At 61.4% G+C, this 15,338-nt stretch carries 20 protein-coding genes; 1 reads left to right on the top strand and 19 read right to left on the bottom strand.

Annotated elements, in window-relative coordinates; all coding sequences use genetic code 11:
* Positions 1-5 precede the first annotated feature (5 nt).
* The 19 genes from RFM68_RS09635 to RFM68_RS09545 all read right to left on the bottom strand — a co-directional run bounded on the left by RFM68_RS09635 (position 6) and on the right by RFM68_RS09545 (position 14,735).
* Complete coding sequence (locus RFM68_RS09635) at positions 6-662, bottom strand: GYF domain-containing protein (RefSeq protein ID WP_320232506.1); 657 nt, start codon at positions 660-662, stop codon at positions 6-8.
* A gap of 145 nt (positions 663-807) precedes the next feature.
* Complete coding sequence (locus tag RFM68_RS09630) at positions 808-1,260, bottom strand: type II toxin-antitoxin system RatA family toxin (protein WP_320232505.1); 453 nt, start codon at positions 1,258-1,260, stop codon at positions 808-810.
* Positions 1,261-1,266: 6 nt separating this feature from the next.
* Positions 1,267-2,232, bottom strand: a complete 966-nt coding sequence (gene lipA / locus RFM68_RS09625) for a lipoyl synthase (protein ID WP_320232504.1) — start codon at positions 2,230-2,232, stop codon at positions 1,267-1,269.
* A gap of 125 nt (positions 2,233-2,357) precedes the next feature.
* Complete coding sequence (locus RFM68_RS09620; protein ID WP_027170010.1) at positions 2,358-2,615, bottom strand: GlsB/YeaQ/YmgE family stress response membrane protein; 258 nt, start codon at positions 2,613-2,615, stop codon at positions 2,358-2,360.
* Between the two features lie 102 nt (positions 2,616-2,717).
* Positions 2,718-4,184 (bottom strand): dihydrolipoyl dehydrogenase, encoded by a 1,467-nt coding sequence (gene lpdA, locus RFM68_RS09615; protein ID WP_320232503.1) that lies wholly within the window; start codon positions 4,182-4,184, stop codon positions 2,718-2,720.
* A gap of 27 nt (positions 4,185-4,211) precedes the next feature.
* The gene (locus RFM68_RS09610; RefSeq protein ID WP_320232502.1) at positions 4,212-4,853 is read right to left on the bottom strand and encodes an SGNH/GDSL hydrolase family protein; all 642 of its coding nucleotides are present in this window, start codon (positions 4,851-4,853) and stop codon (positions 4,212-4,214) included.
* Positions 4,850-5,275 carry a hypothetical protein gene (locus RFM68_RS09605; RefSeq protein ID WP_320232501.1) on the bottom strand — a complete coding sequence of 142 codons (426 nt, stop codon included), beginning with the start codon at positions 5,273-5,275 and terminating at the stop codon, positions 4,850-4,852. The genes RFM68_RS09610 and RFM68_RS09605 overlap by 4 nt, the downstream gene beginning before the upstream one ends.
* A 14-nt stretch (positions 5,276-5,289) precedes the next feature.
* Positions 5,290-6,612 (bottom strand): pyruvate dehydrogenase complex dihydrolipoamide acetyltransferase, encoded by a 1,323-nt coding sequence (locus tag RFM68_RS09600; RefSeq protein ID WP_320232500.1) that lies wholly within the window; start codon positions 6,610-6,612, stop codon positions 5,290-5,292.
* Between the two features lie 9 nt (positions 6,613-6,621).
* Positions 6,622-6,921, bottom strand: coding sequence for a DUF5076 domain-containing protein (locus RFM68_RS09595; RefSeq protein WP_320232800.1), 300 nt, complete (start codon positions 6,919-6,921; stop codon positions 6,622-6,624).
* Complete coding sequence (locus RFM68_RS09590) at positions 6,918-8,303, bottom strand: pyruvate dehydrogenase complex E1 component subunit beta (RefSeq protein ID WP_320232499.1); 1,386 nt, start codon at positions 8,301-8,303, stop codon at positions 6,918-6,920. The genes RFM68_RS09595 and RFM68_RS09590 overlap by 4 nt, the downstream gene beginning before the upstream one ends.
* Before the next feature lie 15 nt (positions 8,304-8,318).
* The gene (gene pdhA, locus RFM68_RS09585) at positions 8,319-9,356 is read right to left on the bottom strand and encodes a pyruvate dehydrogenase (acetyl-transferring) E1 component subunit alpha (protein WP_320232498.1); all 1,038 of its coding nucleotides are present in this window, start codon (positions 9,354-9,356) and stop codon (positions 8,319-8,321) included.
* Between the two features lie 175 nt (positions 9,357-9,531).
* Positions 9,532-9,855 (bottom strand): FtsB family cell division protein, encoded by a 324-nt coding sequence (locus RFM68_RS09580; RefSeq protein ID WP_320232497.1) that lies wholly within the window; start codon positions 9,853-9,855, stop codon positions 9,532-9,534.
* A gap of 156 nt (positions 9,856-10,011) precedes the next feature.
* On the bottom strand, positions 10,012-11,286 hold the full coding sequence (gene eno / locus RFM68_RS09575) for a phosphopyruvate hydratase (protein ID WP_320232496.1): 1,275 nt from the start codon (positions 11,284-11,286) through the stop codon (positions 10,012-10,014).
* 387 nt (positions 11,287-11,673) lie between these two features.
* Positions 11,674-12,039 (bottom strand): PRC-barrel domain-containing protein, encoded by a 366-nt coding sequence (locus RFM68_RS09570; RefSeq protein WP_320232495.1) that lies wholly within the window; start codon positions 12,037-12,039, stop codon positions 11,674-11,676.
* Positions 12,040-12,111: 72 nt separating this feature from the next.
* On the bottom strand, positions 12,112-12,318 hold the full coding sequence (locus RFM68_RS09565; RefSeq protein ID WP_320232494.1) for a dodecin family protein: 207 nt from the start codon (positions 12,316-12,318) through the stop codon (positions 12,112-12,114).
* A 96-nt stretch (positions 12,319-12,414) separates the two neighbouring features.
* Positions 12,415-13,260, bottom strand: coding sequence for a 3-deoxy-8-phosphooctulonate synthase (gene kdsA, locus RFM68_RS09560; RefSeq protein WP_320232493.1), 846 nt, complete (start codon positions 13,258-13,260; stop codon positions 12,415-12,417).
* Positions 13,257-14,129: a VOC family protein gene (locus tag RFM68_RS09555; RefSeq protein ID WP_320232492.1), complete on the bottom strand. Its 873-nt coding sequence runs from the start codon at positions 14,127-14,129 to the stop codon at positions 13,257-13,259. Before RFM68_RS09555 ends, kdsA begins: the two co-directional genes overlap by 4 nt.
* 87 nt (positions 14,130-14,216) lie before the next feature.
* Complete coding sequence (locus RFM68_RS09550) at positions 14,217-14,504, bottom strand: Dabb family protein (RefSeq protein ID WP_320232491.1); 288 nt, start codon at positions 14,502-14,504, stop codon at positions 14,217-14,219.
* Positions 14,505-14,606: 102 nt separating this feature from the next.
* The gene (locus tag RFM68_RS09545; RefSeq protein ID WP_320232490.1) at positions 14,607-14,735 is read right to left on the bottom strand and encodes a hypothetical protein; all 129 of its coding nucleotides are present in this window, start codon (positions 14,733-14,735) and stop codon (positions 14,607-14,609) included.
* Positions 14,736-14,997: 262 nt separating this feature from the next.
* On the opposite strand from RFM68_RS09545, the gene RFM68_RS09540 reads away from it, so the two are divergent.
* Complete coding sequence (locus RFM68_RS09540; RefSeq protein WP_320232489.1) at positions 14,998-15,327, top strand: hypothetical protein; 330 nt, start codon at positions 14,998-15,000, stop codon at positions 15,325-15,327.
* Positions 15,328-15,338: the final 11 nt, after the last annotated feature.

Below are 15,338 nucleotides of genomic sequence, written 5' to 3'. Positions count from 1 at the left end.
CCACATCAACCTCTAGCCGAGATCGGTGCCGCTCCGGCAAGAAGCATATGGTAGCGGAGGTTCATTGCCTTTGCAGTCTTGTAGGCGTCGACCGCCGACCAAATCCAAATGATCCACCCCAGGAGCACGAACCAGAGGGCAATCATCAGGACAAACATAAGGATACCTTTGCCTATCTGCCCATTGTAAAATTGCCCAAGGCCGCAAATGAGGAGAGACAGAACAAGAGCGAGACCCGCGGATTTGTTGGCTGCCGCTCCGTCGAGAAGGACGCCTGCCACGCCATAGCCCGGTTGAGGTCCAAGATTATTTGTCACTTGGACGATTGTGGCGCCTTCGGATGCGCTGACGCGACTGTCTGAGTTGCCCCTCGCAGGCGGCGCTGCAACTTTAGCGACTTCAAAAAATCCCCGGAGAATAGGATCGTCTTTAGCTGCACTCCAAGTTGTCCCGCCAACGGGAACTATCTGTGTGTTACCGGTTATACGCCCCTCTTTCGCGAATCCTAGAAGTTCGTGCCCCGTATATGGACCGTAATTTTTTCCCTCGATATTTAGATGCCAAGACCCGTCCAAAGGATGTGGCGGAGCGTTGGAAGCTGGATTCGAAATGTTCCCCGACGCCTCTGGCAGCGTCGACTTTTCCCCGGACTGTTCCGTCATAAAATCCCCCTAAGCCCGGGATTATCTTTAACAAATGACTATTGAAAAGCAACGAATATTTCGGTGCAGTGCTATATCTTAAAATAATCTAGAGTACGTGCTGAATCGCTGTGACGCGGCAAGGGCGTGGTCGCCAGCGTTCTTTTTAGAGGATTGAACCGTAGATCACGTCTGCCCGCTTCTCGAAGGCTTCCGAGAACATGCGGAAGGCACGGTCGAACATCGTGCCCATGACCGCGCCCAGGATGCGGCTCTTGAACTCATAGTCGATGAAGAAATGCACCTCGCAGCCGCGCTCGGCGGGGTCGAAGCGCCAGATATTGCTGAGATATTTGAACGGGCCGTCGATGTATTTGACGTCGATGGCATGCTCGGCCGGATTGAGCAGCACCTGTGTGGTAAAGGTCTCGCGGATCGCCTTGTAGCCGATGCTCATGTCGGCGACCAGGATGGTGCGGCCGTCGCGCTCCTTGCGCGAGCGTATGGCGAGCGATTCACAGAGCGGCAGGAATTGCGGGTAGGTCTCGATGTCCGCCACCAGCGCGAACATCTCTTCCGGCGTATGCGCGACGCGGCGTGTCGCCTCGAATTTCGGCATTGAAGGTCAGCTGGCCTTCTTGAGCTGCGCTTCGCGTGCCGCGCTCAGCTTGGCGAAATCCTCGCCGGCATGGTGCGAGGAGCGCGTCAGCGGGCTCGACGCCACCAGCAGGAAGCCCTTGGTCCTGCCGATCGTCTCGTAGGACTTGAACTCGTCGGGCGGGATGAAGCGGATCACCGGATGGTGCTTCTTCGACGGCTGCAGGTACTGGCCGATGGTCATGAAGTCGACATTGGCCGAACGCAAATCGTCCATCAGCTGCAGCACCTCGTTCCGCTCCTCGCCAAGGCCGACCATGATGCCGGATTTGGTGAAGATCGACGGGTCGAGCTCCTTGACCCGCTGCAAAAGCCGGATCGAGTGGAAATAGCGGGCGCCGGGACGCACCGTCAGATAATTCGACGGCACGGTTTCGAGATTGTGGTTGAAGACGTCGGGCTTGGCCGCAACCACGATTTCGAGTGCGCCATCCTTGCGCAGGAAGTCGGGCGTCAGGATCTCGATGGTGGTCGAGGGCGTTGCCGCGCGGATAGCGCGGATGACATCGGCGAAATGCTGCGCGCCGCCGTCGGCGAGGTCGTCGCGGTCGACGGAGGTGATGACGACGTGGCTCAGCCCCATCTGCTTGACGGCGTGTGCCACGCGCGCCGGCTCATCCAGATCTAGCGCGGTCGGGATGCCGGTCGCGACATTGCAGAAGGCGCAGGCGCGGGTGCAGATCTCGCCCATGATCATGAAAGTGGCGTGCTTCTTGTCCCAGCATTCGCCGATGTTGGGGCAGCCGGCCTCTTCGCAGACCGTCACCAGCTTGTGCGATTTCACGATCTCGCGCGTTTCGGCATAGCCCTTGGAAACCGGCGCCTTGACGCGTATCCAGTCGGGCTTGCGCAGCACTTCCTGGTCGGGCCTGTGCGCCTTCTCGGGGTGCCGCGGGCGCGGCCGGTTGGCGATCGTGTCTACGACTGTGACCATGTCAAACCCTTCGCGGCCGCGATTTCGGCGGCCGCCTGTCTTTCGTCATCTAGGACTTTTCGAGGCAAAGAAAAAGGCCGGGGCAGCGCATGCCGTCCCGGCCATTTTCGCATAGCGGCATTCGTCTAGCGGCGAACAAGCCGCCCCACGAAGATCAGCAGGCAGGCGCCGATGAAGCCGGTTATCAGATAGGCCACCCAGCCGACGCCGAAAGACTGGATGTTGAGAGCCTGCAGGATCGCGTTCAGCACCACCGCGCCGACGATACCCATGATGATGTTCATGAAGATGCCGGTGTTGCTCTTCATGACCATCTCGGCGAGCCAGCCCGCCAGGCCTCCGACGATGATGGCTGCGATCCAGCCGACGCCATTCAAATGCATGTGCCAATTCCTCCTCGATCAGGTGAAAATGCATCCGGATACGAACTTCCTTGCCGTCAGGTTTCTCCGGCTGCCGCGTGTGAGTCTCGCGCAACCAATCTATCATGCGTTCAAAACGCGGCCATAGGCGTCGAGCACGCTCTCCTTCATCATCTCCGACAGCGTCGGGTGCGGGAACATCGTGTGCATCAGCTCTTCCTCGGTCGTCTCCAGGTTCATCGCCACGACAAAACCCTGGATGAGCTCGGTCACCTCGGCGCCCACCATATGCGCGCCGAGCAACTGCCCGGTCTTCTTGTCGAAGATAGTCTTGACGAAGCCCTGGTCCTCGCCGAGCGCGATGGCCTTGCCATTGGCGCCGAAGGGGAAGCGACCGACGCGGATATCCTTGCCTTCGGCCTTGGCCTTGGCTTCCGTCAGGCCGACGGAGGCGACCTGCGGGCTGCAATAGGTGCAGCCGGGGACCTTCAGCTTGTCGATGGCGTGCACGCCCGGGAAGTTGGCTATTTTCTCGACGCAGACGACGCCTTCATGCTCCGCCTTGTGGGCGAGCATCGGCGGCCCGGCGACGTCGCCGATGGCGTAGACGCCCGCCACATTGGTCTTGCCGTAGCCGTCGACGACCACGCAGCCGCGGTCCGTCTTCACGCCAAGCGCTTCCAGGCCGAGATTCTCGATGTTGCCCTGCACGCCGACGGCCGAGATCATGCGGTCGGCGGTGATCTTCTCGACCTTGCCGTCTTTCATCTCGACATGCGCGGTGACCGAATTGGCGCCTTTTTCGACCTTGGTCACCTTGGCTTCGAGGATGATCTTCATGCCCTGCTTCTCGAACTGCTTCTGCGCGAATTTCGAGACCTCCGCGTCTTCGACGGGCATCACGGCCGGCAGCAGCTCGACCACCGTCACGTCCGCCCCCATGGAGCGGTAGAAGGAGGCGAACTCGATGCCGATGGCGCCCGAGCCCATCACCAGCAGCGACTTTGGCATTTCCTTCGGCACCATCGCCTCGAAATAGGTCCAGATCAGCTTGCCGTCCGGCTCGATGCCGGGCAGCGCGCGCGGCCTAGCGCCGGTCGCCAGGATGATGTGCTTGGCGGTGTAGGTGCCCTCGCCCTTGACGCCTTTCGGTACCGGCGGCTGCGGCTCCATCGCCTTCTTCGCGGTCTTCGAAACGACAACTTCACCCAATTTTTCACCAGAAGGAGCCTTCGAAAGCTTTGCCTCGCCCCAGATGACGTCGACCTTGTTCTTCTTCATCAGAAAGCCGACGCCGGTGTTCAGCCGCAGCGACACTTTTCGCGAACGGTCGACCACGGCGGCCGTGTCGGGGCTGACCTTGCCGCCCTCGAGCTTGAGGCCGTAGTCCTTGAGGTGATCCGAGTAATGCATGATCTCGGCCGAGCGCAGCAGCGCCTTGGTGGGGATGCAGCCCCAGTTGAGGCAAATCCCGCCCAGATGCTCGCGCTCGACGATCGCCGTCTTGAAGCCGAGCTGGGCGGAACGCACCGCCGCGACATAGCCGCCGGGGCCTGAGCCGATGATGATGACGTCGTAGGATTCAGCCACGGGTTTTCTCCCTGATCTTTCTGAGGGTTAGAATGAGAGCATCACACGAACGAGCGGCGCCAGAGCCTGGCCGATCCGCCGCGTGTTCTCGGCATCGAGGTGGACGCCGTCGAGCGGGGTGGTGGTTGCAACGGTGCCTGCGTCGAAGAAGCCGCAGCCAGCCTCGTCGGCAAGCAGGGAATATTGCGGCGCCAGCCGCTTCGAGGCGTCGTCGCCGCCGGCGAACATTTCCTTGAATTCGGCGTTGTCGGTGCGCGTTACCACGGGCGGCGAGACGATAAGGATCTGGGGCGCCGGCCAGTCGAACGGATAGTCATGGCCGCGCACGATATCGATCAGGCGCTGCATGCCCTGCTTGGCGGCGACCGGATTGCCGTGGATCCACGGCTTCATGTCGTTAGCGCCGAGCATGAAGATGATCAGGTCGAGCGGCGCATGGCTGGTCAGGATCGTCGGCAGCAGTCTTGCACCGTTGCGGTCCGCGCCTGCCAGATGGTCGTCGAAGGCGGTGGTGCGGCCATTCAGGCCCTCGGCAATGACTTCGATATCATCGTCGTCCAGCGCTGCCTTGAGCACGCTCGACCAGCGGTCTTCCAGCGCATGCCGGCCAAGGCTCGCCGCGTCATAGCCCCATGTCAGGGAATCGCCGTAGCAGAGAATTGTCTTCACGCCCTTGCCCCACCCCTGCCGAACCCCGCCGACGAGCGCTTGAGCCGCCAGCGCACGAACAGCCATTGCACGATGATGGTCGCCAAACTCGGCAAGCCAACGCCGGCGACTATCGGCATATCTTCCTTCGCTGCTGCCGGGCTTTCTTCCCAGAAGGCGATCACCGCGACCAGCGCCACAAGGAGCACAGTGAACGCGATCAGTGTCCATTTGCCGACTTTGCTAACGGCAGTAAGCGGCTCTGTCATCAACTGCGCTACGAAGAAGAGGATTGTGACGATAACTGTCGTCAGCACCACCAACATAAATACAAGGATATATTCATCGGTCGCGCCGGTGATGACGGCCAGTTGCTGTGCAACCAAGCCGCCGGCGAATCCAGAAAGGACGAAGGCGAAAAGGCTGGTGAAGACTATCCGCACCGCCCTTTTCCTTCCTAGACCAGCATGCCCATCGGGTTTTCGATCATGCGCTTGAAGGCGCCGAGCAGTTCGGCGCCGAGCGCGCCGTCGACCGCGCGGTGATCGGTCGAGAGCGTCACCGACATGACGTTGGCGATCTTGATCTCCCCGTTCTTCACCACCGCGCGCTCTTCGCCCGCGCCGACCGCAAGGATCGTCGCATGCGGCGGGTTGATAACGGCGGCGAAGTCCTTGACGCCGAACATGCCGAGGTTGGACACCGCCGTCGTGCCGCCCTGATATTCTTCCGGCTTCAGCTTGCGGCTGCGGGCGCGGCCCGCCAGGTCCTTCATCTCGTTGGAGATGACAGACAGCGTTTTTTCGTCGGCATGGCGGATGATCGGTGTGATCAGGCCGCCAGGGATCGACACGGCAACGCCGACATCGGCGTGCTTGTGCTTGACCATGGCGCTGTCGGTCCAGGACGCGTTCGCATCCGGAACCGCCATCAGCGCCATTGCCATTGCCTTAATCACCATGTCGTTGACCGAGAGCTTGTAGACCGGCGCCTCGCCCTTCTCCGTCTTCTTCATTGGGGCTGCCGCATTGAGCTGCGTGCGCAGCGCCAGCAGCGCATCGAGCTCGCAGTCGAGCGTCAGATAGAAATGCGGGATGGTGGACTTGGCCTCGACCAGGCGACGCGCGATGGTCTTGCGCATATTGTCGTGCGGCACGAGCTCGTAGGAGCCTTCGGCGAACAGTTTCAACACCTGATCGTCCGACATCGGCTTGGGTGCTGCAGCCGGAGCGCCGGCAGGCGCCTTCGCAGCCGGTGCAGCCTTGGCGCCGCCCGAAGCAATCGCCGCCTCGACGTCGACTTTCACCACGCGGCCATGCGGACCGGAACCGCTCAGCGCCGTTACATCGACGCCGGCATCCTTGGCGATACGACGGGCGAGCGGCGAAGCGAAAACGCGATCGCCGGTTGCGTGGCCGTTGGCGGCGGGAGCGGCCTCGGCCTTCACCGGTGCGGGCGCTGCAGCGGCTGCCGCTTTCGGCGCTTCAGCCTTGGGCGCTGCGTCGCCGCCGCTTTTCGCCGCAGCGCCGGCATCCTCGCCTTCACCGGCCAGGATGGCGATCAACGCGTTGACCTTGACGCCTTCGGTGCCGGCCGGAACGACCAGCTTGGCGACCGTGCCTTCATCGACGGCTTCGACTTCCATCGTCGCCTTGTCGGTCTCGATCTCGGCAATCACGTCGCCCGGCGCAACCTTATCGCCTTCCTTGACGAGCCACTTGGAAAGATTGCCCTCTTCCATCGTGGGCGACAGCGCCGGCATGGTAATGTTAATCGGCATTTTTCCTCCTCAGTTCCGCCCGGTCAGCGAACGGTGCTGGATATTGAACTGCTCCGACATTCTGCCTCGGTAGCCATCTTCCAATGCGCGAAGCGTCTCGATTTCAGAGATGCCATCCTGTTCCAATCTCATCTTGGCAATGTGCATGGCGACATCAGCGAGCACCATGCCCCAATTGTGAGCGTTTGGTCCAAAGAGGTCTTGCATCGTGACAACCGCGTCCGAACCAAGCCAGACGCGGAGTAGTTCATCGAATTCGCTATTCTCGACTACCGCCGCGGGAACTTCGAGTTCGCGCCATCTCGTCAGCCCCGGTACGTCACGGCTTTCACCGCCTCGATCACTTCCGCGACATTGGGCAAAGCCAGCTTCTCGAGGTTCGCCGCATAAGGCATCGGCACGTCCTTGCCAGCAATGGTGATCACCGGCGCATCGAGGAAGTCGAAGGCGCGCTGCGAGACCTGGTTGGCGATATGGTCGCCGACCGAACTCTGCGGAAAGCCTTCCTCGACCACCACAAGCCGGTTGGTCTTCTTGACCGAGGCAATGATGGTGTCGAAGTCGAGCGGGCGGATGGTTCTGAGATCAATGATCTCGGCATCGATGCCCATGCCGCGCAGTTCGGCCTCGGCCTTGACCGCATAGGTCATGCCGATGCCGAAGGAGACGATGGTAACGTCCTTGCCCTGCTTGTGGATGCGCGCCTTGCCGATCGGCAACACGAAATCGTCGAGCTTCGGCACGTCGAAGGAGTGGCCGTAGAGGATTTCGTTCTCGAGGAAGATGACCGGGTTCGGATCGCGGATCGCGGCCTTGAGCAGGCCCTTGGCGTCGCCCGCCGTATAAGGCATCACCACCTTCAGACCGGGGATATGGCTGTACCAGGCGGCGTAGCACTGCGAATGCTGCGCCGCGACGCGGGCGGCGGCACCGTTCGGGCCGCGGAACACGATCGGCGCGCCCATCTGGCCGCCGGACATATAGAGCGTCTTGGCGGCCGAGTTGATGATCTGGTCGATCGCCTGCATGGCGAAGTTGAAGGTCATGAACTCGACGATCGGCTTCAGTCCGGCCATGGCGGCACCGACGCCGACGCCGGCAAAGCCGTGCTCGGTGATCGGCGTGTCGACCACGCGGCGCGGTCCAAATTCCTGCAGCAGGCCTTGCGTGATCTTGTAGGCGCCCTGGTACTCGGCGACTTCCTCGCCCATGACGAAGACGTCGCCGTCGCGGCGCATCTCTTCCGCCATGGCGTCGCGGAGCGCCTCGCGCACGGTGGTCGAGACCATCTCGGTGCCGGCCGGAATATCCGGATCGGCGGCGATTTCCGTTTTCGGCGCGGCGGCGACAGGTGCTGCCTGCGGCTTGGCGGGGGTCGCTTCTTCAGCGGGAGCCGAAGCCTCGGCTTTCGCCGGCGCAGCCGCCTTGTCGACATCGGCGGCACTTTCGCCGTCCTGCAGCAGCACCGCGATCACGGCGTTGACCTTGACGCCTTCGGTGCCGGCGGGAACCACGATCTTGCCGAGCGTGCCTTCGTCGACCGCTTCGACTTCCATCGTCGCTTTGTCGGTCTCGATCTCGGCGATGACGTCACCGGCAACGATCTTGTCGCCTTCGTTCTTCAGCCATTTGGAAAGATTGCCCTCTTCCATGGTCGGGGAAAGCGCGGGCATGAGAATTTCGATCGGCATGTCCTTGCCCTCCCCTTAGTGTACGATATCGGTCCAGAGCTCGGACGGATCCGGCTCGGCGTCGTGCTGGGCGAATTCGGCGGCGTCGGCGACGACGTCGCGAACCTCCTTGTCGATGTTCTTGAGCTCGTCCTCGCTCGCCCACTTCTTGGCCGTCAGGCGCGCCTTGACCTGTTCGATCGGGTCATGCTCGGAGCGCATCTTTTGCACTTCCTCCTTGGAGCGGTACTTGGCCGGGTCGGACATCGAATGGCCGCGATAGCGGTAGGTCTGCATTTCGAGGATCAGCGGGCCGTTGCCCGACCGGCACCATTCGGTGGCGAGATCGGCCGCCGACTTCACGGCGCGAACGTCCATGCCGTCGACCTGGATGCCGGGGATCTTGAAGGAAGCGCCGCGATGCGAGAAATCGGTCTCGGCCGACGAGCGCGACACGGACGTGCCCATGGCGTAGCGGTTGTTCTCGATGATGTAGATCACCGGCAGCTTCCACAGCGAGGCCATGTTGAAGCTTTCATAGACCTGGCCCTGGTTGGCCGCGCCGTCACCGAAATAGGTCAGCGACACGTTCTTGTTCTCGCGGTAGCGGTTGGCAAAGGCGAGGCCGGTGCCCAGCGACACCTGCGCGCCGACGATGCCGTGGCCGCCATAGAAATGCTTCTCCTTGGAGAACATGTGCATGGAGCCGCCCTTGCCCTTCGACAGGCCGCCGCGGCGGCCGGTGAGCTCGGCCATGACGCCGCGCGGCGACAGTTCCATCGCCAACATGTGTCCGTGGTCGCGATAGGCGGTGATCATCTGGTCGCCTTCGACCAGCGCCATCTTCATGCCGGTGACGACGGCCTCCTGGCCGATATAGAGGTGGCAGAAGCCGCCGATGAAGCCCATGCCGTAGAGCTGGCCGGCCTTCTCCTCGAAGCGGCGGATCAAGAGCATATGCCGGTAGGCGGAAAGCTCTTCTTCCTTGGTGAATTCGGCCGGCTTCGGCGCTGAAAGATTCTGCTGTTTGTCGGATCTGGATCTGGCGGGCGCTTTTTTGGCGGCGGTGGCCATGCGTCACTCCCTGTTGGCGTCTCTTTGCGGACATTCAGGGAGATCGATCGTCTCCCCACCGATTTGCGCGAAGCTAACACGCAAGGGTGCATTGCGCCATGCTGAAAAATGCATGGCTGGCATGCATCTAAGCGATTAGAATCGTTGCGAATAACAACGATTAACCGAAATACAGTTATTTCGTCGGGGCGGGCAACATGATGGTGATTTCGTCAGGCTGGGACAGATTGAGCGCCTTTCGGGCCTGCTCGTCAAGCATGTCCTTCTCCAGGGTGCCTTCGTGCATCAGCTGAACGCGGCGCTCGAAGTCGATGCGGCGCGCCTTGACGGCGTCGAGCTGTGCGTGCAATTCGACCTTGCGGGCTTCAAGCCGGTACTTGGAGTAGATACCGAATTCGCCGTGATAGGCATGGAAGCCGAAATAGGCCAGGAACAACACGCAGAGCGACGGGATGATCAGCCTGCCGGTGTTTCTCTGCTTGTGCTGACGTGTCCACATGACCCGAACCCTCGCGGCCGCGAACGCAAGCGGCCATGAATCGTATTTCGCCCGATTGTGCTTAATGGACGGTTACGGGCGGCTTGATCCGGGATAGCCGGAAACGAAAAAGAGCGGGAATGCCCCGCCCTTTTCGAACCGTTCGACTAGGCTGGATCAGCCCTTGACCACCGACTTGCCGGCATAGCGCGCCTGCTTGCCGAGCTCTTCCTCGATGCGGATGAGCTGGTTGTATTTGGCCATGCGGTCCGAACGCGACAGCGAGCCGGTCTTGATCTGTCCGCAATTGGTGGCGACGGCGAGATCGGCGATGGTCGAATCCTCGGTCTCGCCCGAGCGGTGCGACATGACGGCGGTGTAGCCGGCCTTGTGCGCGGTCTCGACCGCGTCCAGCGTCTCGGTCAGCGAGCCGATCTGGTTGACCTTGACCAGGATCGAATTGGCGACGCCCATGCGGATGCCTTCGCGCAGCCGCGCCGTGTTGGTGACGAAAAGGTCGTCGCCGACAAGCTGCGTCTTCTTGCCGATCAGATCGGTCAGGATCTTCCAACCTTCCCAGTCATCCTCTGCAAGCCCGTCCTCGATGGTGACGATCGGATAGTCGGAGGCGAGCTTGGCGAGATACTTGGCCTGCGCCTTCGGGTCGCGCGTCTTCTTCTCGCCCTCATAGACGTAATTGCCGTCCTTAAAGAATTCCGTCGCGGCGCAGTCCAGGCCGAGCGCGACCTCCTCGCCCGGCTTGAAGCCGGCTTTCTCGATCGATTCCATGATGAAATCGAGGGCCGACGGGGCGCTCTTCAGGTTGGGGGCGAAGCCGCCCTCGTCGCCGACATTGGTGTTGTGGCCGGCATCCTTGAGCTTCTTGCGCAGCGTGTGGAAAATCTCCGATCCCCAGCGCACGCCATCGCGCAGCGTCGGCGCGCCGATCGGCAGGATCATGAATTCCTGGAAGTCGATCGGGTTGTCGGCATGCGCACCGCCATTGATGATGTTCATCATCGGCACCGGCAGGATATGCGCCTTGGTGCCGCCGACATAGCGATAGAGCGGCAGGCCGGCGGCTTCCGCCGCGGCCTTGGCCACAGCCAGCGACACGCCGAGGATGGCATTGGCGCCGAGGCGGCTTTTGTTCGGCGTTCCGTCCAGCTCGATCATCGTCTGGTCGATATGGATCTGGTTCTCGGCTTCCATGCCGCCGATCGCCTCGAACAACTCGCCGTTCACGGCCTCGACCGCGCGCTGGACACCCTTGCCGAGATAGCGCGGCCCGCCGTCACGAAGCTCGACCGCCTCATGCGCGCCGGTCGATGCGCCAGACGGCACCGCGGCGCGGCCCATCGAGCCGTCCTCCAGCACCACGTCGACCTCGACGGTCGGATTGCCACGGCTGTCCAGGATTTCACGCCCGACTATGTCGACGATGGCGGTCATTGCGATGTCCCCGATTGATCGATTGAAGCGTCGCGCTCCTCTTAGCCAAAGCGCGGCAAAAGGCAATCGGCGGGGCCGCAATTATTGCCGCGAGCACGATTCACGAAGCGCAAATTTCTGTCATCATAAGTCATGCGCGTTGTGCGGCCTTCTCATCTATGGTCGCGTTCGCGCGGGGCGAAACAGGAGGAGTTTCGCCATGTCCCAGTTGAGCGGTATCGTGAGTTTGTTCCTGATCGCGGCGGCGTTCCTGACGTCATGTGACGATCAGAAACCCCAGCAGAGCTCAACGGAGCTCTCTACTACCAACGCGGCGGAGTAGTTCAAAACGCCCAAGGCCCCCGGCTTGGCCCGGGGGCCTTTCGCTTCAGAGTGCCGATCAGGCGGTCAATGCCAATAAGGCTTCACATGGTAGTACTGGAATGAAGCATCGCGGGCAGCTTCACCATCGGCGCCGGTCAGTTCCTTGATCGAGTATGCCGGTGCCGCCTTGAGCTGGTCCTTGGTGAAGGGCACAACGTAGCCGCCCCTGTCCTCGTCATAGTCGAGGGTCGCCCACGGAACCGCGTGGTACTTCTCGCCCATGCCGAGGAAACCGCCGAAACCGATCACGGCGAACATGATGCCGTTCGACATCTTGTCGAGCATGACGTCCTCGATACTGCCGATGCTGTTGCCCTCGGTGTTGTAGACCGACGTTCCGATGACGCGTGAGGCGGCAATGGCTGCGGTGTGCCCGGATGGGGTGGTCATGGTGGTGCTCCTCTCGGTTGAATGCCTGCATTGACAATGAGAGGAGCGGATGAAGGTTCCCGACTACTTTGCTTAGCCGTCGGTGAGGATGAAGGTGACCTTCATGTTGACCCGATAAGCCGCGATCTTGCCGTTCTCGACGACGATCTTCTGGTCCTGGATCCAGGCGCCTTCGACATTCTTCAAGGTTTTCGCGGCGCGCGCGATGCCCTTCTCGATGGCGTCCTGAAAGCTCTTCTTGGACGATGACGTGATTTCGGTGACGCGGGCGACAGACATGGCTTCCTCCTGCCAAGACGCTCAGTTGCGGAAACGAGCGTATCGCCGGCTCAGTACAACCACAAGCCGGCGCAGAAACTGGACGGCTCCGCGGGATCAGTGCCCCTTGGCGATACGGTCGAAGGCCATCAGCCTTTCCAGCAGCGCCGGCATGTCCTTCAGCGGCACCATGTTGGGACCATCGGAAGACGTCGAGTTGTCCGGATCCTGATGGCTTTCGATGAAGACACCGGCGACGCCGACGGCAACGGCCGCGCGCGCGAGCGTCTCGACAAAGCGCCGTTCGCCGCCCGAGGAGCCGCCCTGCCCGCCCGGCTGCTGCACGGAATGGGTGGCATCGAAAATCACCGGGGCGCCGATCTCGGCCATGATCGGCAGCGCGCGCATGTCGGAAACCAGCGTGTTGTAGCCGAAGGAGGCGCCCCGCTCGGTGGCCAGCACGTTCGGGTTGCCGGAACCGGTGATCTTGGCGACCACGTTCTTCATATCCCAGGGCGCAAGGAACTGGCCTTTCTTGACGTTGATAACCTTGCCGGTCTTGGCGGCAGCCACCAGCATGTCGGTCTGGCGCGACAGGAAAGCGGGGATCTGCAGGACATCGACATGCGGGGCGACGATCGCGCATTGCTCCTCGGTGTGGACGTCGGTCAGCACCGGAAGGCCGAACTCTTTGCGCAAATCGTCGAAGATCGGCATGGCCGCCTCGAGCCCGGCACCGCGCGTCGCCGACAGCGAGGTGCGGTTGGCCTTGTCGTAGCTGGTCTTGTAGACGAGGCCGATGCCCAGCCGTTCCGTCAGTTCCTTCAGCGCGCCGGCCATGTCGAATGCGTGCTGGCGCGATTCAAGCTGGCACGGGCCGGCGATCAGCGACAGCGGCGCATCGTTGGCGAAGACGACCTTGCCGACGGTTACCGATGAATTGGGCGCCAGGGGCTTGTTCATGGGATCTCCCGGAAGATGAAGGCGGCACCCTGCCCGGGCGCCGGCGCAACGACGATATCATTGCCGCTCATGTCGTGATCGATCGCCGCGGCCGCAAGCGCGCGTGCGGCTGAAGCTTTGTCGCGGATCGAGAAAACGATCGCCTGAAACCGCAAATGTCGCGATGGCAGGGCGGTCAGACCAAAGTGCTGCGCGTAGCTTTCCGGCGTAACGATGCTCAGGACTGCATTCGGCAACTGCACCGCGTCGTCATCCGTATCCGAGTTGGCGGCAATCGAGATCAGTCCGGCCTGTGCGGAAGGTGCATTGCTGACCGCGATCACTTCGACGATGCCGGTTACGCCATTGGCATGCGCCTGCAGCGCCGTGCGATCGATCTTCGGCGCATTGATGCGCTCGGTGGCAAAGAGGAAGGCATCCATAGTCTCTTTGCCGGATGCGAAGGCGAGCTTGAACGACGCCGTGTCGCTCTTACCGTTTGGATCGGTGAAGGCGCGAGAGAAGCTCAGCATATTGCCGGCCGAAAGGCCGGCTTCAAGATAGCGGGCGTGGTCGGCGTCGGCATTGCCCGTGCCGAGGGCAACGGCCGAAAAACCGTCGTCACCCAGCCTGTCGCGATAGAGGCGATCGCGTGCGACGAAGACATTGCCGGCCGCGATCGCTTGTTTCGTCGCCTGTTCGTTTCCCACAGCGAGCGGCTCCAGATAGGTGCCGTCGGCGAAAAAGACGCAGGCATTCTCCGTGCCGAATGGGTGGATGCCCGTCGGCGCGACGACAAAGCCGAGCGAGGCCAGACGCACGCGCGCTACATCGAGGCTCCTGGCCGGCAGCACGATATGGTCGAGCGGATGGGCGGATTTTTTGATCATGCCGGCGCGGTGTGCCCCATTCCGGCCGGCGGTTCAAGGTCCGAACTTCAGGGCATTAGGTAAAGCGGAGCGGATTGGCGAACGCTCTCAGGCGGCCACGACATCCGCCGAATAGCGCAGCTCGCGCAGCGGCTTCACCTTGCTGGTCGTGTCGGCATAAATCGGATGCGCCTTGTAAGCGGCAAGGGCTGCTTCGTCCTCGAACTCGGCATAGACGACCACATCGATCGCGTTGGAAAACAGATCGACCTTGGTGTTGAGCGTCACTTCGAAATGGCTTGAGTGCGGAATCTTGCCGAGCGCCAGCAAGCCCGAGCGCACGGCCTCGACATCCTCCTTGCGCCGCACGCTGAAGAAAACGATGTGCCGGATCAATCCAGCCTCCCTGATCGTCGGTTCAGCGGTGTTTCTGTGGGAGCAATGCCCAGGCGTCAACCGGCAACGATGTCGCGCCCGCGATACGAAATCAGCGAGACGTTACCCGGTGACGTAGCGCACGATGCGCGACATCTCCTTCACGGTCACATCAAGGTAATGGCCATGATTGTAGAGGCCGTCCCAGAACAGGAAGAAGGTGACGGCGGCGATGACGATCACATAACGCATGGCTAAAACTACCGCATGTGGATGGCCGGAACCAGAGCGGGAGCGGCGGCGATTGTTCGAGTTCACCGCTTTTTGCCTGGGACCGCTTTCCGTCAGCGTCAGCGGTGGCGGTGGAAGACGACGCCCGGCCGTGGGTCAGTTTGAAATTGTTGCCGGATCGAGTCAAAAGAAGTCGACAAGCCGCTTGTGCGCGGTCCCTATAAAAGGCGTCATAGAGAATAGGCATTAGACATATTTGCGCGCGTCATGCTAATTCATCTAGATGGCTTTTCTGATCTTCTCCTTCGTGGCAGTCGCCATTCCGTATGGTCTTGAACGATTCTATTTTGCCAGAAAGTTTGGGTTCTTTGCCGCTATTTTCTGGCTGTTTGCGTTTCAAGTCAGCGTGTTAGTCGGCGGTGAAATCATGCTCGAAAACCAATTAGGCCATTCAATGCCCAATTGGGTTACATCGCTTGGCTATGCGATTGGGTCATTCGCCTACCTGACGATTGGCATGACGCCAATCGCCGCCATCGTGGCGGCATTAGGATTCGGGGCCGTGATCGCAGCGAACCGGTTCTTGAGAAAGCTAGCGGAAAATTCAAACTGACCCACTACCGA

Origin of the sequence: Mesorhizobium montanum, assembly GCF_033977145.1 — a bacterium.
GTDB classification, from domain to species: domain Bacteria; phylum Pseudomonadota; class Alphaproteobacteria; order Rhizobiales; family Rhizobiaceae; genus Mesorhizobium; species Mesorhizobium montanum.
Note: the sequence above shows the minus strand (reverse complement) of the source record. Positions and strands in the feature narration are given on the sequence as shown.